This window comes from Bradyrhizobium sp. 2TAF24 (assembly GCF_052115025.1).
Lineage (GTDB): Bacteria > Pseudomonadota > Alphaproteobacteria > Rhizobiales > Xanthobacteraceae > Bradyrhizobium_A.
Map to the genome: position 1 here is coordinate 54,274 of NZ_JBFRFW010000025.1, position 21,445 is coordinate 75,718.

The following is a 21,445-nucleotide window of genomic DNA, read 5'->3' on the forward strand; positions in this document are numbered from 1 at the left end:
AAATCCTGGATCAGACCGGATCGAAGTAGTGGAGCTCGAACAGCAGACAGCCCTTTTCCGACTTGAACGGCCCATGGAAGGCGCCGGGCGGGCGGCAGGCATAAGTGAAGGGCTGGAAGCTCTCGCCGCCATTGCCGTTCTCGTCATTGCCGACGGTCAGGTCTCCCGACACCAGGAACACCTCTTCCCAGTACTCGTGCACGAACGGCTTGGTGGTGTAGACGCCGGGCTCGAAGCGCAGCAGGCGGCTGCGGGTGCCGCGGCGGTTGTCCTCGTCGAGCGCGCCGGCGAGGATCTTCTGCTGGATGCCGGCGGGATAGCCGGCGGGCACCTCCCATCCGGACGTCATGTCGACGGTGCGGAATTCGTCGTGCAGCTTGTTCACGGGCATGGATCTGTCTCCTGCAATCTGGCTTAGGCTGCGGCCTGGGCGCGGCCGAGTTCGTCGGCGAGGTCGTAGCCGTCGAGAATGTGGGTCACAAGGGCGCTGGCGGCATTCCAGTCATAGCAGCGGAACGAATGCCCCTTGGTGACGAAGGTCGCACCGGCGTAGAACATCTCGTACTGCTGGTGGCGCGAGGCGAACTCCGAGCCGACCGCATCCCAGGCCAGCTTGTAGAACTTGACCTTGTCGAGGGCGCTTGCCGCCGGTGACTGCTGGGTGCGCTCGATCAACGACGCCAGCTCCGGATTGTTGAAGTCGGCGACCGAGGACGGCAGCATGATCATGCCGCCGCCGGCAAGATCGCGCAGGGTGTTGAGGATCTTGGGGTAGAGCTGCTGGGTCAGCGTCTGCGCGGCGTACAGCGTATGACGATCCGGCACATAGTAGCGACCGTGCTGATAGCCCTTGGCCTCCATCGCGGCGACCAGCGCATCGATCATGCCGCCCTCGGCGGCGAGCTGGCCGAGGGTCTCACGAACCTGCGGGAAGCCGAGAATGCCGTTGATCTCGGCGGTGCGGCGCGCGAGACCGAGCAGGAAGCGCACCTTCACCGACAGGCGGATCATCGCCTGGTAGTTCTGGTAGACGTGCGCCGGCGTGGCGTGGAACTGCTTCTGGCACATCTCGACGTTCTTGAACACGAAGATGCGGTCCCACGGCACCTTGACGTCGTCGAAATACAGCACCGCATCGTTCTCGTCGAAGCGGCTCGACAGCGGGTTGTCGAACACCGACGGCGAGGCCGCCTCATAGGACTTGCGCGACAGCAGCGTCAGGCCCTTGGTGTTCATCGGGATGGCGAACGACAGCGCATAGGGCTCGTCGCCCGGCTGCAACGGCTGAATGCAGCTGACGAACACTTCGTCAGCCATGATGCCGCCGGTCGCCAGCATCTTGGCGCCGCGCACGGTGATGCCCTCGGCGTCCTGGTCGACCACGCCGGTGGTGAGGAAGGCGTCCTTCTGCTGCGCCGCGCTCTTGGAGCGGTCGGCCTGCGGATTGATGATCACATAGGTGAGGTAGAGGTCGCGATCGCGGGCGTAGGCGTAGTAGTCCGCCAGCGCCTTGGCGCGGTCCTTGTCATAGGCCTCGAACACCTCGAGGCCCATGTACATGCCGGCAATGCAGGAGGCGACATGGTCGGGCGCACGGCCGAGGAAGCCGGCATGCTGGCCGTCCCACGCTTCGAGCGCGCGGCGGCGCTCGACCAGCTCGGCATAGCTCTCGGGCAACTGCCAGATGCGGTTGGCGCGACCGCCGGTCGGCGTCTTGAAGGTCATCAGCTCCTGATTTTCGGGCGCGCTGGCGTAGTCGAACAGCTTGCCGACCGACTGCACGGCGCGGGCGAACGCCGGGTGCCGCGTCACGTCGTCGACGCGCTCGCCATTGATGAACACGGTCCGGCCGTCGCGCAGTCCTGCGATATGTTTCTCACCGGTCTTCATGATCGCTTGCTCCGTTGAATCAGTAGTGGATGGGGAGCGGCCACACCGGCTCGCTCTGATTGTGAAGGCTGTGGTATTTGCCGCGGAAGAACACCAGCGGCTCGCCCTCGTCCGCCGCCGTGAAGCGCACGACACGGCCGATGAAGATGACGTGGTCGCCACCGTCATGATGGGCGTAGGGCTCGCACTCGAAATGCGCCAGCGCACCATCGAGCAGCGGCGCCTGCGCATGGCCGACCGAATGCGCAACGTTGTTCCACTTGTCGCCGAGCGCCTTGGCGAACTGGTTCGACAGCGCTTCCTGCTGCCGCGCCAGGATATTCACCGCATAGCCCTGCGCGGCCATCATCGCCGGCAGGCTGAGCGCGCGACGATCGACGCTGAACAGCACCAGCGGCGGGTCGAGCGACACCGAATTGAAGGAACTCATGGTCATGCCGATGGCATCGCCGCCCTCACCGCGCGCCGTGATCACGGCAACGCCGGTCGCGAACTGCGACAAAGCCTTGCGAAAACTGCGCTGATCGACGGACAAGGACGACCTCCCGATTAATTAGCTTTGATGTAAAGCTATCTCATAAAGGTAGTCAAGCGCAATCATGCAGCAGCGCCTGCCGACTTATGCGGCAGCGCAACACGTTCAACGAACGATGAAGGAAATCGAAAAAGCCTGTGCGATCAGGCGCGGCGCACGGTCTTGGCCGCGGTCTTGGCCGCGGTCTTGGCAACGGTCCGGCGCCGTGCCGGCGCGACGACCGGCGCGGCGGCGGTCGGCTGCGACATGAAGGCGAGCAGCGACACCGCCTTGTCGCCGCAGGGCACGAGGCGCGCCATCATCGCGGAAAACTGCAGGAATTCCTCGGCGCTGAGGCTGTCTAACAGCGCATCGTTGACCGGCGCCTGCACCTCGACAAGACCATCGAGCAGCCTGCGGCCCTTGGGCGTGACGGTCAGCAGCACGCGGCGGCGATCGCTCTTGTTGGTGCGCTTCTTGACGAGATCCGCCTTGACCAGTTTCGACACCTCAATGGTCACAAACGCGCCGGACAGATGCAGATGCTCGGCGATGCGGCTGACACCGACGCCCTCCTCGCCCTGCAGATGGGCGATGGAAATCAGCGTGGTGTAGGCGATGCCGGAAATGCCGAGGCGCTCGCCGAAACCGGTCCGGCACTGGTCCACCCGCGCGCTGAAGGCCAGAAAATTATGAATGAAGCTGCGGAACCTGGCGTCGTCGCCCCCAGGCATCAACTCCGGCTTCGTGACGGTGGACAGCGGCACGGCGATCGGCTCCCTTGATGGCACGGCCGGGACGCATATCCCTGTCGCGCGAATCCTACAATCCTCGCCGGACCGGATTTTACAAGGGTGATCTGCGCACGCCGCCCTGCGCCATCGCTCATGGCACAGGGCATCGGGGGCGAGAGAGCCCCGGATCAGGCCCCGCCGACCTGACGCGGCAGCAGCGAGCGCGCAAGCTTGTCGCGCGTCACCGCGGCGCCGAACAGCGGCCCCTGCACCAGATCGAAGCCGGCATCGCGCGCACGCGCGTACGCCGACGGATCATCGATCCCGGTCGCGACCGTGCGCAGGCCATGACGCCGTGCAAGATCAATCACCCGGCTGCAACGCGCCTGCTTGCGCCGGTCCTCCGCATGCTCGGGCAGCGACGCGCGGTCGACCTTGATCTCGATCACGGGGACGTCGTCGAACAGGCTGCGCGGCAGACGGGCGATCTCGAAATCATCCAGCGAGATGCCGACGGTGCTGCGACGAATCGTGCCGAGAATGCGCCCGAGCTCGGGCAGATGCGCCACCAGGTCTCGCGCGCGGAGCTGCAGCAGCAGCGTCGGCATCGCGGAGTGATCTGCCGCCAGCGTGTCGGCGAGCTCGACCACGCGCCGGTCAGGAACGCCGAGCACCGGCACGTTCAGCGTGAAGGTGTCGCGGCCGCGGTCATCGACGCAGGAGCAGACATCCTCGACGCTGCGCTTCAGGGCGAACGCCGACAGATCGGACAGCTCGGACTGCTCCTGGCGCGCAGGCCGGAACAATCGCCCGCCGGCCGCCTCCGCCGGCGGACGAAGCACCAGCGCGGCCTCGGTGCCGCGCATTTCCAGCCGGCGCGCATCGATTTTGCCGTAATAGACGACGTCGAACCGCTCCAGGCGGAGCGCGTCGGTCACATTGACGACATCCGGCGTCCGCGCGCGCACGCTGCGCTGCGGCCGGGACGCCAGGAACTTGTGCAGCCGATCATGCAGGTCCATCGCGCGATAGGGCGTGCCGAGCGGCGCCAGCATCGTCAGCGACAACTGCCGTCCGCGGCTCTGCGCCTGCTCCATCGTCTCCTCGGCGCCGACCAGCAGGATATCGCCCTTGAACCGCCGCGCATGCAGCAGCGTCAGGACATCGATCGCGCCGCGCTCGTCCGAGACGCGCGACACCACCACGTCGGGCCCGCTGTCGAGCAGCGGCGCCAGCTCGCCGGCATCGGCGCACGCGCGCGTGACAAAACCGAGACCGCCGATCTCGTCGCACAGGAAGGTGCGTAGATGCCGCTTGGGGTCAACGACGCAGACGACCGGCGCGGCCGACGCGCCTGGTGAGGATGTACGCAATTTAACTTGCTCCGTTCGGTATGGGTCGCGGCGCCTGCCGACAACTGCGCGCGTTTGCTGCACAGCTTGCGCCGGTGGCCACGGCTGCCGCGAACCTAGCGGGCAAAAGCAAAGCCAAGGGTATTTCCGTCCGCAGACTTTTCCGAAAAATGTTAGCGGTTCGCTCGTGAACGCGTAACGAAATGGGCGGGTTCCAGCGAGTTCCTTCAGAACCCGAGATCGAGCTGTTGCCGCCTCTCGGCATAAGTGATGCACCGTTCATCGACCTGCGCACAGGCCGTCAGCACCGCATCCTCCCGCGCCTGCTCATCGGCCAGATGCACGACGCGATGACCGGCGACGATCAGATAGTCGGTCAGAATCTGGCGATGACACTCGCGCCACTGCCTTTCGGCGCACATCAGCACAGTGCACGGCTCCAACGCGTCACAAAGTCGCGCCAGCGCCTGCTGGAACGGCGGGCTCTGCGCGTAGTCGGCATAGTTGCGCAGGAAGCCCTGCGGCCAGGCGGTGTTGCGGCTTGAAGCGGCGGAGGCCTCCGCATCCGGACGAAAGCCGCCGAGCTCCGGGGCATGGCGGTAGACGATGCCCGCCTCGGCCAGCGCCCGCTCCATCTGCGGCCGGCAGAACTGCGGATGGCGGCGCGACATCGGAAAGCGGCGGATGTCGATCAGGCGGCGGATCGAGGCCGAGGCGAGCACCGCCATGAATTGCGGCCACTCGCGGTTGGAGTGCCCGACCGTGAAGATCGGATCGGCGGACGTCTCGCTGCCAGCGCGGCCTGTCATTCCGCCTCCATGGCCTCGGTGGCGAACGCGCGCCGCGCCGCGCGGACGCTGGCGACGATGTGATCGTGCACCACCGCGACCCGCCGCGCATCATGGGTGTCGGGATGCGACATCAGCCAGTAGGTGCGGACAAAGCGGGTCTCCGGCAGCAGCCGCTTCAGCTCGGGATAACGCCGCGCAGCATAGTCGTGCAGGATGCCGACCCCGTGCCCGGCCCGCACCGCCTCCATCTGCGCAACGACACTGCCGCACTCGTAATGACGCGCCATGACCCTGCCGAGGGTCGCTGCATAGTCGAGCGCGCGGCTGTAAACGAAATCTTCAACATAAGTGATGAACAGGTGGCCGGCGAGATCGCCCTCCGTCCGCACGGGCCGATGGCGCTGCAGATAATTTTTCGCCGCATAGACGCTCAGCGAATAGTCGGTGAGCTTCTTGACGATCAGGCGACCCTGCTTGGGGCGGTCCAGCGTGACCGCGATGTCCGCCTCGCGTCGCGACAGGCTGAAGGTGCGCGGCAGCGGCACCAGCTGAATCACCAGTTCAGGATGCCGCGCGGCCAGCGCGCCGAGATGATCGGCAAGGAAGTAGTTGCCGAGGCCGTCGGGAGCGCCGACACGCACGGTGCCGGACACCGCCTCGGAGGTGCCCTTCAACGCCGAGCCGACCTTGAGAAACTCGGATTCCGCACGCTCGGCGGCGGCGACCAGGGCTTCGCCCGCGCCGGTCAGCACGCAGCCGGTGGTGTGACGCTCCAGCAGCTTGGTCTTGAGCCGCTCCTCGAGCGCGCTGATCTGGCGGGCGACGGTGGCGTGGTTCAGCCCGAGCCGGCGCGCGGCGCCGAGAATCTGGCCGCTGCGCGCCACCTCCAGGAAAATACGGACATGGTCCCAATCCATCCAGCGACTTTATTTTTTGCACATCGAAACCGCAACCTCTTATCTTGATGTGCACCAACGATCAACGTCCTATGCCGCGCGCCCCAGCCCGGAAGGATGATCCCCATGGCCCAGCAGATCCCCCACTACATCGACGGCACCCGCGTGGACGGCGGCCGCGATGCCCGCACCTCCGCAGTGTTCAATCCGGCGACCGGCCAGCAGACCGGCGTGTTGCCGGTGGCGACCCGCGCGGTGGTCGACCAGGCGGTCGCCGCCGCCAACCGCGCCGCGCCCGACTGGGCTGCGACCCCGCCGCTGCGCCGCGCCCGCATCCTCAACCGTTTCCTGCGCATCCTCGAGGACCGCATCGACGAGCTCGCCCACGTCATCACCGCCGAGCACGGCAAGGTGTTCTCCGATGCCAAGGGCGAGATCCAGCGCGGCATGGAGGTGGTGGAGTTCGCTACCGGCGCGCCGCAGCTGCTCAAGGGCGAGGTGACGGAAAACGTCGGCACCCGCGTCGACAGCCACTCGCTGCGCCAGCCGCTCGGCGTCGTCGCCGGCATCACCCCGTTCAATTTCCCGGCCATGGTGCCGATGTGGATGTTCCCGGTGGCGCTGGCTTGCGGCAACCCGTTCATCCTCAAGCCGTCGGAGCGCGATCCCTCCGCGGCGCTGCTCATCGCCGACTGGCTCGCCGAGGCGGGCCTGCCGAAGGGCGTGTTCAACGTGGTGCACGGCGACAAGGAGACCGTGGACGCGCTGCTGCACCACCCCGACATCGCCGCCATCAGCTTCGTCGGTTCGACGCCGATCGCACGCTACATCTATGAGACCGCCGCCCACACCGGCAAGCGCTGCCAGGCGCTCGGCGGCGCCAAGAACCACATGATCGTGATGCCCGACGCCGACCTCGACCAGGCGGTCGATGCGCTGATGGGCGCAGCCTACGGCTCGGCCGGCGAGCGCTGCATGGCGATCTCGGTGGCGGTGCCCGTCGGCGAGAAGACCGCGGAAGCGCTGATCGAGCGGCTGGTGCCGAAGATCAACGCCCTGCGCGTCGGCCCGGGCACCGATCCCGAGGCCGAAATGGGCCCGCTGGTGACGCGCCAGCACCTCGACAAGGTGCGCGGCTACATCGATACCGGCGTCGCCGAAGGCGCGAAGCTCGTGGTCGACGGCCGCGGCTTCCGTATGCAGGGCTACGAGGACGGCTACTTCATCGGCGGCACGCTGTTCGACCATGTCACCACCGACATGAAGATCTACAAGGAGGAGATCTTCGGGCCGGTGCTGTCGATTGCCCGCGCGCCGGACTACGCCACCGCGGCGCGGATGATCAACGCCCACGAATTCGGCAACGGCACGGCGATCTTCACCCGCGACGGCGACGCCGCACGCGAGTTCGCCCATGCCATCAAGGTCGGCATGGTCGGCATCAACGTGCCGATCCCGGTGCCGATGGCTTTCCACTCGTTCGGCGGCTGGAAGGCGTCGATGTTCGGCGATCACCACATGCACGGACCGGAAGGCGTGCGCTTCTATACCCGGCTGAAGACCATCACCAGCCGCTGGCCGACCGGTATCCGCGCCGGCGCCGAGTTCGTGATGCCGACCATGAGCTGATCTGGACAGGATGCCGCGGCGTTCACCGCAGCGCCGCGGCAACGTGCTGCCTCGCCCAACCTGAACGTGCAGACGCCGCACCATGCAGGCGTGTGCGACGCTGACACGCGATTGCGCCGGATACGGCCTGCAACTGCCATTTACATCCTGCGTCGTCGGCATCATCGCACCTTCAAAAAATCTTAAGATTCAACATGGAAGCTGCTGGCGTCATGCACTGCGTGACGCGGTTTTCATCGAGGTGGCCGGTTCACCGGGGCATGCCGGCCATCGCGACAGTCAAGGTATTGGGCGACCCGACAGCAAGCACCAGTGGATCAGGCCGTACCGACCTCCGACATCTTTGACGGCGCGACAGCCGCCGCCCTCACGGACCATGCAAGCGTCGAGACCGGCGCCGACACCGGCACGGCGTGGCGCGACGACATCCTGCTGGCGACACTGGACGCCCTGAGCGAAGCCGTCATCGTCCAGGACGGCTCGCACCGTGTCATCGCACGCAACGCGGCAGCGGCGCGCATTCTCGGACACTGGGAGGACGACCTGCTCGGCTGTGCCGGCGGCGGCGCCGTCCTTGCGATCCGCGAGGACGGCTCGAGCTTCGCCCCTGCGGATTTCCCGACGGCCGTCGCATGGCGGACCTCGACCCCGCAGCGTGACGTGGTGATCGGGCTGCGCCGCGAGGGCGGGCCAATCACCTGGATTTCCGTCAGCGCCGTGCCGATCGCCCCCGGTGGCGACCCCGGCGCGCGGCGCATGATCACATCGTGCGCCGACATCACCGCGCGCAAGCTCGCCCAGGAGACCCTGCACGAAGCGGTCGGCGCGATCCCCGACGGCTTTGCCGTGTATGACTGGGACGACTGCCTGATCATGTGCAACGACGCCTACCGGCGGATCTATGCCGAATCGGCGCCAGCCATCCAGCTCGGCGCCTCCTTCGTCGACATCGTCCGCTACGGCGTGCATCGCGGCCAATACCCCGAGGCCGGCGAAACCTTCGAGCAGCGCGAAGCCTGGCTCAGCGAGCGCATCGCGCTACGCCGTTCCATGCCGCGGGATACCCTGCAGCAGCTGCCCCGCGACCGCTGGCTGCAGATCCGCGAGCGGCGTACCCCCAGCGGCTGCACCGTCGGCTTCCGCATCGACGTCAGCGATCTCAAGCGAGAATCGACCCGGCTGCAGGCCGCGATCGACAACTTTCCGGGCGACGTCTCGTTCTTCGAACGCAACGGCGCGCTGGTGGCCTGCAACGATGGCTTCCGCACGCTGCTCGGCCTCGGCGATGGCCTGTTCACCGCCGGCCCCCCGATGCTCGACGACATCGCCGGGATCATCGCCGCCGACGCGGAACACTGCGAGCGCAACGCGCTGCTGAAGCAGGACCTCGAACTTGTCCGCACCGGCGAGGCACACCTGTCCACCCGCATCTGGCCCGACGGCCGGGTGATCGAGGCGCACGGCGCCCCGGTGCATGGCGGCGGCTACGTGCTCAACTACATCGACGTCACCGAGCGCCACGCCGCCCATCAGCGGCTGCGTGACAGCGAGCAGCACGCCCGCACCCAGTCCGAGATGCTGCAGATCACCCTCGCCCACATCAGCCAGGGCCTGTCGATGTTCGACGGCGACGGCCGCCTGATGGTGTGGAACGATCGCTATCTCGGCATCTACGGCATGTCCCCCGAGGTCGTGAAGCGCGGCGTGCACATTCGCCAAGTCCTCGAGCATCGGCTCGAGGCGGGTGATCTCGACATCGACGTGGAGCCTTATCTGGAGCAACTGCGGCAGCGGCTGCAGGCCAACAGCGTCGTCCCCAGCATCACCCAAATCCGGGGCGGCCGCATGATCGCGATCGTCAACACGCCGATTCCCGGCGGCGGCTGGGTGGCGACCCATGAGGACATCACCGATATCCGCCGCTCCGAGCTGTTGCTGCGGGAGAAGGCCGAGGAGCTGTCGTCCACCAATATGCTGCTCGATGCGGCGCTGTCCAACATGTCCCAGGGGCTGTGCCTGTTCGACGCCGACAAGCGGCTGACCATCTCCAACCGCCGCTTCCGTGAGATCTATGGCCTCACCGAGCAGCAGGCCGAGCCCGGCATGCACGTCGCCGATCTGCTGCGGCAGCACCAGTGCAATGGCGAGACCAGCCCGCGCGACATCGACGAGATGGTCGAGACGATGCCGAAAACTCCCAGCGAGACTTTCCGCCTGCAGGACGGCCGCGTGATCTCGATCCGGCGAATGCCGACGCCGGACGGCGGCTGGGTGGCGACCCACGAGGACATCACCGAGCAGGAGCGCGCCAGCGAGCGGATCAGCCATCTCGCCTATCACGACGTGCTGACCGGGCTCGCCAACCGCGCCGAGTTCACCCGGCAGGGCGAACGCGCGCTGCACGATGCGGTCTGCCAGAGGGGCCTCATCAGCCTTCTGCTGGTCGATCTCGACCGTTTCAAGGCCGTCAACGACACCTTCGGCCACTCCACCGGGGACAAGCTGCTGCAGCTGGTCGCCGAGCGGATGCGCGAGAATATCCGCTCCAGCGACATCGTCGCCCGGCTTGGCGGCGACGAGTTCGCGATCATCCAGGCGCCCGAACCCGATCAGCGCGAGGCCGCCATTGCGCTGGCCGCGCGGCTGGTCGATACGTTGTGCGAGCCTTACCAGATCGGCGACCATCAGGCGATCATCGGCGCCAGCATCGGCGTTGCGGTCGCCACCGACCGGCACGCCTCGATCGAACAGCTGATGCATCGCGCCGATCTCGCCCTCTACCGGGTCAAGGGCCAGGGCCGCAACGGCTACCGGATCTATGAGGACGGTCTCGACCGCCGCGCCGACGACCGTCTGCGCCTTGGCCAGGACCTGCGCGCGGCGATCGCCAATGGCGAGCTCGTGCTGCACTACCAGCCGATTGTCACGCTCAAGGACGAGCGCGTGTGCGGCATGGAGGCGCTGGTGCGCTGGAAGCACCCGGTGCGCGGCATGATGTCACCCGACCAGTTTATTCCGATCGCCGAGGAAACCGGCCTGATCGTGCCGCTCGGCGAGTTCGTGATCCGCCAGGCCTGCCTCGATGCCAGCCGCTGGCCCGAGCATGTCACGGTCGCCGTCAACATCTCGCCGACGCACATCAAGCGGCGGACGCTGATGGACACCGTGACGCGGGCACTGCTCAAGGCTCGCCTTGCGCCGGAGCGGCTCGAGATCGAGGTGACCGAGACCGTGCTGCTGCAGCAGGACGAAGACATCCTGACCGAGCTGCACCAGCTGCGCAGCCTCGGCATCTCGGTGGCGCTCGACGATTTCGGCACCGGCTATTCGTCGCTCAGCCACCTGCGCATGTTCAGCTTCGACAAGATCAAGATCGACCGTTCGTTCGTCGCCGAATTGACCGAGCGGCCGGATTCCGCCGCCATCGTCTGCGCCGTCACCGGCCTCGCCCGCAGCCTCGACATGAAAACCACCGCCGAAGGCATCGAGAATGAACAGCAGCTGCGCATGCTGCAGGCCGCCGGCTGCGCCCAGGGCCAGGGCTACCTGTTCGGCCGTCCGCAACCCGTCACCGATTCCATCACCGAAGTGTTCGCAGCCGCGCCGCTTCGACAGACCGCATGAGCCGCCGGTGCGAACCGTCGGCCACCACAGTGAAGCGCCATGAACCAGCGATCCATCCTGATCGAACAACTTGACAGCGCGCTCAGCGGCTGGTCGGCCGCGCGCGGCGTCCACATGCTGCAGCAGGTCACCGACCTGTTTCTCGGCGGCACGGTCTACTCGCCGGAGCAGATCGAGGTATTCGACGACGTGCTCGGCAGATTGAGCGACGGCGTCACCGCTGCGGCGCGAACGCAGCTCGCGCAGCGGCTAAGCGACAGCACGACACCGCCGCTGCGCCTGCTGCGGCGCCTCGCGCTCGACGATCTCGGCGACGTCGCAGCGCCGCTGCTGGCCCGCAGCAAGCATCTCGACGACAATCTGCTGGTCACCTGCGTGGAGACGCGCAGCCAGCGCCATCTGCTGGCGATCTGCCAGCGGCCGCAGGTCTCCGAAAGCGTCACCGACCGCCTGGTCGACCGCGGCGAAACACCGGTGCTGCTGGCGATCGTCGAGAACGCCGGGGCGCGGTTCTCGAACACCGGCTTCGGCTCGCTGGTGCTGCGCGCCGGCGGCAGCGATCCGCTCGCTATCAAGATCGGCGCACGCGCGGACCTGCCGCGTCATCATTTTCTACGCCTCCTGACCGTGGTGCCGAGCACCCTGCACGAAACCCTGGAAGCTGGCCGGCCGCCGGACCCCGCACAGTTGCTGGTGTCACGTGTCGCCGAAACCACGACCCGGCAGCCTCCTGCCACGCCGCGCAACTACACTGTCGCGCTCGGCCGCACCCGCGCCTTGCGGGGCTCGGACTCGCTCGGCGAGCGCGAACTGCTGCAGTTCATCTCCGAGGGCAAGACGGACTACGCGATCGCGGGGATCGCGGTGCTCGCCGATGTCGACGTCAAGGTGGTCGAGGACGCCTTCATGCAGCCCCGCCATGAAGCGCTGCTGACCATCGTCAAGGCGGTCGGCCTTGGCTGGCCGACCGCAAAGGCGTTGCTGCAGCTGCGCGGCAGCGCCTCCGGGGAGATCGAGCAGGCGCTGGCAAGCTTCGTGCGGCTGAAGCCCGACACCGCCCGGCAGGCGCTGCAGCTCAAGCAGGCGGCGAGCTGACGGCGCCGCGGGCCGCGGCCGGTCATTGCGGAAACCGCACCACCGGCTTGATGACGATGCCGCGCTCGGAGTCGTGAATCGCGCGATTGATCTCCGCGAAGGGATAGAAGCTGATCAGCCGGTCGAATGGAAAACGCCCCTGGCGATAGAGTTCGATCAGACGGGGAATGAACACGTCCGGATTGCTGTCGCCCTCCACGATGCCTTGGATACGGCGTCCAGCCGTCATGATATCGGGAATGTTCACGGCGAGTTCCGAGCCTGCCGGCGACGCGCCGAGGATTCCGCAGATGCCGCGCGGCGCCAGCGCATCGATGGCCTGGCGGACCACCGGCAGCACCCCGGTGGTCTCCAGCGTAAAGTCGGCCCCGGCGCCGGTGATGGCGCGGATGGCAGCGACCACGTCCGCCGACCGGGCGTCGATGACATCGGTGGCCCCAAGCTCTCTGGCCAGCGCAAGGCGCGCGGCGATCACGTCCACCGCGATGATGGTTCCGGCGCCTGCGAGCCGCGCCGCCATCACCGCGCTCAACCCCACGGAACCTGCTCCGAACACCGCCAGCGTCTGCCCGACCCCGACCTGCAGCGCGTTGATGATGGCGCCCGCACCGGTCTGGATGCCGCAGGCCAGCGGCCCGAGCAACTCCAGCGGCACGTCGTCGCGCACCTTGACGACATTGCGCTCATGGCAGAGCGCATGCGAGGCGAACGAGGACTGGCCGAAGAAGTTGCCGTGCAGGTGGCCGCTGTCGCATGACAACGGACTTGAGCCGTCGGGTCTGCTGCCACCGAAATTATGGCCGAAAAAATCGTAGCAATAGCTCGGCAGGTGGTCCCTGCAGCTTGGGCAATGACCGCAGGAATTGAACGTCATCACCACCCGGTCGCCCGGCTTGACCTTGACCACCGCCCGCCCGGTCGCAACCACGATGCCGGCGCCCTCGTGCCCGAGCACGATCGGCTGCGGCACCGGGTAGGCCTGATCGCGCATGGCGATGTCGGTGTGACAAATTCCGGTCGCGACCAGCTTCACCAGAATCTCGCCGTCACGCGGCGCTTCGAGATCGATGCTTTCGAGCGACATCGGAGCGGCGGGAGCACGAGTGACGGCCGCGGTGATCTTCATCGGAGGCAGGTCCTGGCTGCAGACGGGGACAGCAACCGCGATAGCACGGCTCCCGGCGCAGCTCCTGCCTGATAGTGCTCGCCACTTGACCAGCGACGCCCGGCACGGGCGCATGGCGCGGATATCGACAACAAAAGCGGGGCGGCGCCACGGCGTCGCCCCTCACTCGTCAACCCGCAACGGCGGCATGACGCAGCGCGTCCGCCGCACCCGCCACCGTGGTGCGCATGCCGAGCTTGTCGAGCATTTCGGCGTCGCGGTCGCGCGTGGCATTGCGCGTCGTCAGCAGCACGTTGCCGACGAAGATGGAATTGGCGCCGGCGACGAAGCACAGGGCCTGCAGCTCGTCGCTCATGCCGGCGCGTCCCGCCGACAGTCGCACGATGCTGCGCGGCATCAGGATCCGCGCCACCGCCACCAGGCGGGCGAAGGCGATCGGATCCGGCGGCTCCGCCCGCTGCGCCACCGGCACGCCCGCCACCTCATTCCACATGTTGATCGGCACGCTCTCCGGGTGCGGATCGAACGACGCCAGCGTCAACAGCAGGCCGAGGCGGTCGGACACCGCCTCGCCCATGCCGACGATGCCGCCGCAGCACACATGGATGCCGGCGGCGCGGACATGGGCGATGGTGTCGAACCGGTCCTGCATGGTCCGGGTGGTGATGATCTCGCTGTAATATTCCGGCGAGGTATCGATGTTGTGGCTGTAGTAGTCGAGCCCGGCGTCCGCGAGGCGCCCGGCCTGGTCGCGCGTCAGCTTGCCGAGCGTGACGCACGCCTGCATGCCCAGCGCCTTGACGCCCGCCACCATCTCGCAGACCCGATCGAGGTCGCGATCCTTGGGGCTGCTCCACGCCGCGCCCATGCAGAAGCGGCCGGCGCCGGCGGCTTTCGCCGCGCGCGCCTGCGCGATCACCTCGTCGGTACGCATCAGCTTCGACGCCTTGACGCCGGTGTCGAAGTGCGCGCTCTGCGAGCAGTAGCCGCAGTCCTCCGGGCAGCCGCCGGTCTTGACGCTGAGGAGGCTCGCGGTCTCGACCTCCGCCGGATCGAAGAAGAAGCGGTGCACCTCCTGGGCGCGATGGATCAGCTCCGGCAGCGGCAGGGCATGGAGCGCCTCCGCCTCTGCGCGCGTCCAGTCGGACCGCACCAACTCGGCCGGTCCATTGCGGGTGCTGAGACGGTTCATCACGCACGCTCCTTCCAACGCAACAGAATGGCCGCTGTCACCGCCGCGAGCAGCACCTTGCAGAGATCGCCGACGAAGAACGGCATGACGCCGACGGCCATGACCTTGCTCCAGCCGACGAAAGGCGCCAGCCACAGACCGCCGCACAGGTAGATCACCCCGAGCCCGAACAGCATCGGCGGCAACGCCGCACCGCCACTACGCCTGCCGGAGCGCGGCATCCATTCGCCGGCGATCAGCGCCGCGATCACGAAGCCGGCGAGATAGCCGCCGGTCGGCCCGAACAGCGCGGCAAGGCCGGCGCCGCCGCCCGCCGTGCTGGCGAACACCGGCAGACCGAGCGCCCCCTCGGCGAGGTAGACGAGGATCATCGCCGCGGCGAGCCGGCCTCCGGCCAGCGCCGCGAGCAGGAAGGCGCCGTAGACCTGCATGGTCATCGGCACCGGCCAGAACGGCACGGTGATCTTGGCAGAGATCACCATCACCAGGCTGCCGCCGGCCAGCAGCGCCGCAAGGCGCGCTGCGCTGGCGAGGGGCGAACGAACGCTGGCGCCCGTCATCATCGTTTCTTCTGACATCGCTCATTTCCTTCCAATCTAATCATAGATAATTCTTGAAATTATCTATGATATTGCTAGTAAGGTTGAGGCTAGTCAGGATTTCTCGCCGTCACACGCTGAATCATCATAGATAATCTATCAATGAGTGAGAAAATCGATCCGATCGCAACCCGCATTGCGGCCGCACTGACCGAACAGATCATCACCGGCGAGCTGCCACCCGGCGCGCCGCTGCGTCAGGATCACGTCGCGCACGCCTTCGGCGCGAGCCATGTGCCTGCGCGCGAGGCGTTCCAGCTGCTGCGCGCCGCAGGCCTTGCGGTGAGCGAGCCGCGGCGCGGCATGCGTGTCGCGCCGCTCGACGGCGGCGCGATCCGCGAGGTGGTGGAGATGCGCGCGGTGCTGGAGATGCTGGCCTTCCGCCATGCCGCGCCGCGCTTCACGGCCGTCCATGTCGCGGTGATCGAGGAAGCCGCGCAGGCCGGCGAGCAGGCCGCCACCATCGCGGCATGGGAGGCCGCCAACCGCGACTTTCACAAGGCGCTGGTCGAACCCTGCCGGATGCCGCGGCTTCTCGCGACGCTCGAGCAGCTGCGTCTCGCCAATTCACGCATCGTGCTCGCCGCCGCGCGCTCGGCATCATGGCGGCCGCGCTCCAACACCGACCATCGCCGCATCGTCGAGGCGATCCGCGAGAAGAACCCCGAACGCGCGGCGACGCTGCTGAAGCAGCATCTCCATGGCATGGAGCGCACCGGCACGCCTGCGGCGCCGGACAGCTGAGCGGCGATCGTCATCGATCCGTCATCGCATCATCCGCCTGATGGAATGTTCGCGCCGCAGACGACCGTTGCGGTACCCCGGCTCGACATCTCCGGCGCTTGCACTACGATTTCGCCATTGAACGGACAGTGGGGAAACGACACGTGACAACAACACCGATCTGGCAGTGGTCCGCCGTCGACACGGCCGCAGCCATCAGGGCCGGCAAGGTCAGCGCCGAGCAGGTCGTCGACGCGCATCTGGCGCACATGCACGCGGTCAACCCGGCGCTCAATGCCGTGGTCGTCGATCTCGGCGAGGCGGCACGCAGCGCCGCAAAGACCGCGGACGCAACGCTCGCCGAAGCGCGGAAGCAGGGGCATGAGGTCGGGCCGCTGCATGGCGTTCCCGTCACCATCAAGATCAACATCGACGTGGAAGGCGAGGCCAACTCCAACGGCGTCGTCGCCCTCAAGGACAACATCGCGCCCGGCGATTCCCCGGTCGTTTCGAACCTCAGGAAGGCCGGCGCCATTGTCATCGGCCTGACCAACACGCCGGAATTCTCGCTGCGCGCCTTCACCGACAACCCGCTGCACGGTCTGACGCGCAACCCGTGGAACGCGGACGTCACCTGCGGCGGCTCGTCGGGGGGCGCCGGCGCCGCGGTGGCGGCCGGCATCGGCACGATCGCCCATGGCAACGACATCGGCGGCTCGCTGCGCTGGCCGGCTCACTGCAACGGCGTCGCCACCATCAAGCCGACGCAGGGGCGCATCCCGGCCTACAACCCGAGCGCCACGGCCGAGCGACCGCTGATGGCGCAGTTCATGTCGTCGCAGGGTCCGCTCGCGCGCTCGGTCGCCGACGTCCGCCTCGGCCTCGAGGTGATGGCGCAGCGCGACCCGCGTGATCCCTGGTGGGTGCCCGCGCCGCTCGAAGGACCGAAGCCGAAGGGGCCGATCAAGGTCGCGCTGGCGAAGATTCCGGCCGACATGGACACTGACCCCGGCGTAATCGCGCTGCAGCGCAAGGCCGCGGACCATCTGGCGGATGCCGGCTACGCCGTGAGCGAGGTGGAACTGCCCGACCTCAGCGGTGTGTGGCAGCTGTGGGCCGACCTGATCATGAGCGAGGTCTGGACGCTGCAGAAGGACCAGATGCTGGCGGTGAGCGGCCCCGACTTCCAGAAGACGCTGCATGGTTTCGTCGCGCTCGCCAGCCAGCTCGACAAGGCTGGCTACATGAAGGCGATCGCCGACCGCTCGCGCCATATCCGCAACTGGCTGGCGTTCCTCGAGGAACACCCGCTGGTGCTGACACCGACCACGGTGAAGGCGACGCCGGCGGTCGATGCCGATCTCGGCGGCGACGCACGGGTCAAGGAGCTGTTCTGGAACGACCTGCGCTTCATCTCGTCGATCAACGTGCTGGGCCTGCCGGGCGCGGTCGTGCCGGTCGGCCTGCACAACGGCCTGCCGGTCGGCGTGCAGATCGTCGGCTCGCGCTATCGCGAGGACCTGTGCCTCGATGCCGCCGCGGCGATCGAGCGCAAGGCCGGCGTCCTGGTCGAGCAGCTGTGGCAGGACCGCTGATCCTGCGCTGCGGCCGGCATGCACGGCACGGCACTCGCCCGTGCCGGCCGCGAGCGCATCGCCGCCTGCATCAGCCGTAAACGATGGTGCGCGTGCTGGTTTCGATGATCTCGACCGGAGCCAGCGGCACGCTGTCCTGGGTGGACCAGCGCCACTGTCCGCCGCCAGCGCGCTTCGCCGCGTAGAGCGCCTGGTCGGCCTGGTCGAGCAGGCGCGCGGCGGCACCGGCCGGCAGAGCGGCGGGCGCCTCGCTGATCAGGATGCCGGCGCTCGCGGCAATCCGCACCGGCTCCCCGCAAACATGGAATGGCAGTGACAGCGCCGAGACCACGCGCTTGGTGACGGCGAGCGCGGCGTCCTCGCCGGCCGGCCCGGCATCGACCCGGCTCAGCAACATGAACTCGTCGCCGCCGAAACGCGCCACCAGGCTGTCGGGGGCGATGCACTCGGTCAACCGCTCGGCGACCTGCTGCAGCAACTGGTCGCCGGCCTGATGGCCGAGGCGGTCGTTGACCGGCTTGAAACCGTCGAGATCGATGGCGACGATCGCCACGCGTCCGCTCGCGGCATCGAGCGCGGCACAGAACGCCGCGCGATTGGGCAGGCCGGTGAGAAAATCCTGATGGGCCTGGCGCGCCAGCGCCTGTTTGGCCTCCAGGCGCTCGATGAATGCGGTGCTGAGATGCCGCGATGCCTCCCGCAGCGTGATCCAGAACAGCACCAGCATGCAGGCCCCAAGCTTGTAGGCCATCTCGGGCCGGGACAGGCCGGCCACGATCGTCGGCGTCAGCAGCAACGCCGACGCCAGCAGCACGATCCACGGCCGCACCGCGGCGCGCGACACCATGCCGACACAAAACGAGATCGAGAGCCCGAACGCGATCCACGCGCCGGGCGCGTCGCCCAGCCACAGCGCACAGGCCGACAGCATCCCCAGCGCCACCGCGAACGCCGCGGCACCTGCGCCGTAGATGTGCTCCCAGCGCAGCACTTCCGCATCCGAGAGCGGCCCGTGCCTGAGACGGCGCTGATAGGCCCACAGGCTGTAGAGCCGCACGAACGCGGTCAGCGCGATGGCACAGGACACGGCGACATAGTGGACGCCGCCGCTGACCACGGCGAGGCTGACCGCGCCGACAATCGAGGTGCCGGCGGTCGCCGCCACCTGCGGCAGCGCCGTGTAGAGCATTTCGATCAGTTCACGCCGAATGCCCGAACGCGGCGCCATGCTCGAAGCGATCTGTCCCATGGTCGCACCATGACCGGGAGTCCCTAACGAGAGGTAGGAACCTGCGACCTCGGGGCATCGGCTTTCGACAGAGGCTTAAGAGGATATGAAGGCCTGCGGCCGCCGCCGCACCAGCGCCGGCAACACCGCCGGCGCCGCGAGACGATGTCCCGGCCTGTGGCCTGCGGTTACTTCAGCAGGTCAACGAGACGGGCGAGAGCGCCGCCAAACCCCTTCAGCGAGACCTTGAACGCCGTGGGCTGCGGATTGCCGAGCGTCGCCGCAGTGATGTTGATCGCCGTGCCGGTCTTCAGCTTGCCGACAGTGGCGGCATCGAACGCCACCGGGACCAGGCAGCCGGCCGGGACGCAGGTCGAGAAAGCGAGCGGCGAGCCGAGCGCGGTCTCGTCGAGCTTGAGGCTGGCCCCCTGCGCGAGCGCGAGGCCGAACGGCAGCAACAGGGCACCTTCGAGCTTGCCGCCCTGGGCATTGTGCAGCTCCATCGCCAGCACGGTCTGGTTGGTCTGGGTGTTGGTCTGCACCTGGCGGATCACGCAGGACACGTTGTTGTTCTGCGCCTGGCAGGCAAGACTCCAGTCCTGGTAGCTCTCGACCAGCGAGCCGGCCCCGCCCGGAAGCGATGCCGCCTGTGCCGCCGAAGACAGGAAGGTCCCCGCGAGGGTGAGGCCAAGCAGCAGACGAAGCGCGGCCCGCGTGGTCGCGGCCGGACGGCGATCGATCGAAAGAGTCATGGTGGTGTCGAAATCCTGGTGGGAATCGCCCCGCCCCCAAGGCAGGACCGGAATGCCGTTTCCACCCTGCCTTGGCGGCATTGTCAATCACCCGCGAGCCCGGCGCCCGCCCCCGAGGTGGCGTCGAATTGCGTCTCAATCAGCGCAAAGCATGCAAAGCGCGGCCTCCATTTAACCAAATCTGAATGACCTCGCGCGTCATTATCCGCGCCCGCCCGCGGCCTGCCGTCGCTGCACCGTCGCGGGCGACATCCACGCACCTGCACAGCCGCCACGCAACACAGAGACAAGGGTGGACACCCAGCCATGAGCACGATCGGTATCCGGGGGACGTTTTTCGACTTCGTCGACGATCCGTGGAAGCACATCGGCAACGAGAAGAACGCCGCCCGCTTCCACCAGGACGGCCTGCTGGTCGTCGCCGACGGCATCATCAAGGATTTCGGCCCGCACGACGAAGTCGCGCCGCGGCATCCCGGCCTCGCGGTCACCCACATCAAGGACCGCATCATCGTCCCCGGCTTCATCGACGGCCATATCCACCTGCCGCAGACGCGCATCCTCGGCGCCTATGGCGAGCAGCTGCTGCCGTGGCTGCAGATGTGGGTCTATCCGGAAGAGCTGAAGTACCGTGACCGCGACTACGCCCGCGAAGGCGTCAGGCGCTTCCTCGACGCCCTGCTGGCGAGCGGCACCACCACCTGTCAGGCGTTCACCAGTTCCTCGCCGGTCGCGACCGAAGAGCTGTTCGACGAGGCCGCCCGCCGCAACATGCGCGTCATCGCCGGCCTCACCGGCATCGACCGCAACGCGCCGGCCGAGTTCGTCGACACACCGGAAAACTTCTACCGCGACAGCAAGCGCCTGATCGCGCAGTATCACAACAAGAACCGCAACCTCTACGCCATCACGCCGCGCTTCGCCTTCGGCGCCTCGCCGGCGCTGCTCGAGGCCTGCCGCCGTCTCAAGCACGAGCACCCGGACTGCTGGGTCAACACCCACATCTCCGAGAATCCGGCCGAGTGCCGCGGCGTGGTGCAGGAGCATCCCGACTGCCAGGACTATCTCGGCGTCTACGAGAAGTTCGGCCTCGTCGGCCCGAAATTCTCCGGCGGCCACGGCGTCTATCTCTCCGACAGCGAATTCCGCCGGATGTCGAAGGCCGGCGCTGCCGTCGTGTTCTGCCCCTGCTCCAACCTGTTCCTCGGCAGCGGCCTGTTCCGCCTCGGCCGCGCCACCGATCCCGAACACCGCGTCAAGATCGCGTTCGGCACCGACATGGGCGGCGGCAACCGCTTCTCGATGATCCATGTGCTCGACGATGCCTACAAGGTCGGCATGTGCAACAACACCATGCTCGACGGCTCGATCGATCCCGTGCGCAAGGATGTCGCCGAGGCCGAGCGCAACAAGCTGTCGCCCTATCGCGGCTTCTGGTCGGTGACGCTGGGTGGCGCCGAGGCGCTGTACATCGACGACAAGCTCGGCAACTTCACGGTCGGCAAGGAAGCTGACTTCGTCGCCCTCGACGTCAATGGCGGCCCGATCGCGCAGCCCTGGCACCAGTCGCTGATCGCCGATGGCCGCGGCCCGCAGACCATGGACGAGGCTGCCAACCTGCTGTTCGGCGTCATGATGGTCGGCGACGACCGCAGCGTCGACGAGACCTGGGTGATGGGCAAGCGCCTGTACAAGAAGGCCTGAG

At 67.4% G+C, this 21,445-nt stretch carries 18 protein-coding genes; 6 read left to right on the forward strand and 12 right to left on the reverse strand.

Annotated elements, in window-relative coordinates; genetic code table 11:
* Positions 1-10 precede the first annotated feature (10 nt).
* From AB4Z37_RS29090 to AB4Z37_RS29120, 7 genes are all read right to left on the reverse strand, one after another.
* Positions 11-391: a cupin domain-containing protein gene (locus AB4Z37_RS29090; protein ID WP_441520198.1), complete on the reverse strand. Its 381-nt coding sequence runs from the start codon at positions 389-391 to the stop codon at positions 11-13.
* A 23-nt stretch (positions 392-414) separates the two neighbouring features.
* On the reverse strand, positions 415-1,890 hold the full coding sequence (locus AB4Z37_RS29095; RefSeq protein ID WP_441520199.1) for a 4-hydroxyphenylacetate 3-hydroxylase family protein: 1,476 nt from the start codon (positions 1,888-1,890) through the stop codon (positions 415-417).
* A gap of 19 nt (positions 1,891-1,909) precedes the next feature.
* Positions 1,910-2,425 (reverse strand): flavin reductase family protein, encoded by a 516-nt coding sequence (locus AB4Z37_RS29100; protein WP_441520200.1) that lies wholly within the window; start codon positions 2,423-2,425, stop codon positions 1,910-1,912.
* A gap of 143 nt (positions 2,426-2,568) precedes the next feature.
* Entirely contained in the window at positions 2,569-3,171 is a 603-nt protein-coding gene (locus AB4Z37_RS29105) for a MarR family winged helix-turn-helix transcriptional regulator (RefSeq protein ID WP_441520201.1), read from the reverse strand.
* 155 nt (positions 3,172-3,326) lie between these two features.
* Positions 3,327-4,766, reverse strand: coding sequence for an EAL domain-containing protein (locus tag AB4Z37_RS29110; protein ID WP_441520202.1), 1,440 nt, complete (start codon positions 4,764-4,766; stop codon positions 3,327-3,329).
* Entirely contained in the window at positions 4,718-5,299 is a 582-nt protein-coding gene (locus tag AB4Z37_RS29115) for a DUF488 domain-containing protein (RefSeq protein WP_441520203.1), read from the reverse strand. The genes AB4Z37_RS29110 and AB4Z37_RS29115 overlap by 49 nt, the downstream gene beginning before the upstream one ends.
* The gene (locus AB4Z37_RS29120) at positions 5,296-6,198 is read right to left on the reverse strand and encodes a LysR family transcriptional regulator (protein WP_441520204.1); all 903 of its coding nucleotides are present in this window, start codon (positions 6,196-6,198) and stop codon (positions 5,296-5,298) included. The genes AB4Z37_RS29115 and AB4Z37_RS29120 overlap by 4 nt, the downstream gene beginning before the upstream one ends.
* Before the next feature lie 105 nt (positions 6,199-6,303).
* Here AB4Z37_RS29120 and AB4Z37_RS29125 point away from each other — a divergent pair, with 105 nt between their 5' ends.
* From AB4Z37_RS29125 to AB4Z37_RS29135, 3 genes are all read left to right on the forward strand, one after another.
* Positions 6,304-7,806: a CoA-acylating methylmalonate-semialdehyde dehydrogenase gene (locus AB4Z37_RS29125; protein WP_441520205.1), complete on the forward strand. Its 1,503-nt coding sequence runs from the start codon at positions 6,304-6,306 to the stop codon at positions 7,804-7,806.
* Between the two features lie 312 nt (positions 7,807-8,118).
* Complete coding sequence (locus AB4Z37_RS29130; protein ID WP_441520206.1) at positions 8,119-11,430, forward strand: PAS-domain containing protein; 3,312 nt, start codon at positions 8,119-8,121, stop codon at positions 11,428-11,430.
* A gap of 39 nt (positions 11,431-11,469) precedes the next feature.
* Positions 11,470-12,525 (forward strand): DUF2336 domain-containing protein, encoded by a 1,056-nt coding sequence (locus tag AB4Z37_RS29135; RefSeq protein WP_441520207.1) that lies wholly within the window; start codon positions 11,470-11,472, stop codon positions 12,523-12,525.
* 22 nt (positions 12,526-12,547) lie between these two features.
* Here AB4Z37_RS29135 and AB4Z37_RS29140 read toward each other — a convergent pair whose 3' ends face one another.
* From AB4Z37_RS29140 to AB4Z37_RS29150, 3 genes are all read right to left on the reverse strand, one after another.
* Entirely contained in the window at positions 12,548-13,651 is a 1,104-nt protein-coding gene (locus tag AB4Z37_RS29140; RefSeq protein WP_441520208.1) for an NAD(P)-dependent alcohol dehydrogenase, read from the reverse strand.
* Between the two features lie 169 nt (positions 13,652-13,820).
* Positions 13,821-14,843 (reverse strand): biotin synthase BioB, encoded by a 1,023-nt coding sequence (bioB, locus tag AB4Z37_RS29145; RefSeq protein WP_441520209.1) that lies wholly within the window; start codon positions 14,841-14,843, stop codon positions 13,821-13,823.
* Complete coding sequence (locus AB4Z37_RS29150; RefSeq protein ID WP_441520210.1) at positions 14,843-15,421, reverse strand: biotin transporter BioY; 579 nt, start codon at positions 15,419-15,421, stop codon at positions 14,843-14,845. Before AB4Z37_RS29150 ends, bioB begins: the two co-directional genes overlap by 1 nt.
* Before the next feature lie 123 nt (positions 15,422-15,544).
* Between AB4Z37_RS29150 and AB4Z37_RS29155 the strand changes: the two genes are divergently transcribed.
* Together AB4Z37_RS29155 and AB4Z37_RS29160 are read left to right on the forward strand one after the other, a co-directional pair.
* The gene (locus tag AB4Z37_RS29155; protein ID WP_441520211.1) at positions 15,545-16,186 is read left to right on the forward strand and encodes a GntR family transcriptional regulator; all 642 of its coding nucleotides are present in this window, start codon (positions 15,545-15,547) and stop codon (positions 16,184-16,186) included.
* Between the two features lie 143 nt (positions 16,187-16,329).
* Positions 16,330-17,760, forward strand: a complete 1,431-nt coding sequence (locus AB4Z37_RS29160) for an amidase family protein (protein ID WP_441520212.1) — start codon at positions 16,330-16,332, stop codon at positions 17,758-17,760.
* A gap of 70 nt (positions 17,761-17,830) precedes the next feature.
* On the opposite strand, the gene AB4Z37_RS29165 is transcribed toward AB4Z37_RS29160, so the two are convergent.
* A complete protein-coding gene (locus tag AB4Z37_RS29165; protein ID WP_441520213.1) occupies positions 17,831-19,009 on the reverse strand; it encodes a diguanylate cyclase domain-containing protein in 1,179 nt (392 codons plus the stop codon).
* Between the two features lie 167 nt (positions 19,010-19,176).
* Positions 19,177-19,740, reverse strand: a complete 564-nt coding sequence (locus AB4Z37_RS29170) for an invasion associated locus B family protein (protein WP_441520214.1) — start codon at positions 19,738-19,740, stop codon at positions 19,177-19,179.
* Between the two features lie 306 nt (positions 19,741-20,046).
* Between AB4Z37_RS29170 and guaD the strand changes: the two genes are divergently transcribed.
* Positions 20,047-21,444, forward strand: a complete 1,398-nt coding sequence (guaD, locus tag AB4Z37_RS29175) for a guanine deaminase (RefSeq protein ID WP_441520215.1) — start codon at positions 20,047-20,049, stop codon at positions 21,442-21,444.
* Position 21,445 lies beyond the last annotated feature (1 nt).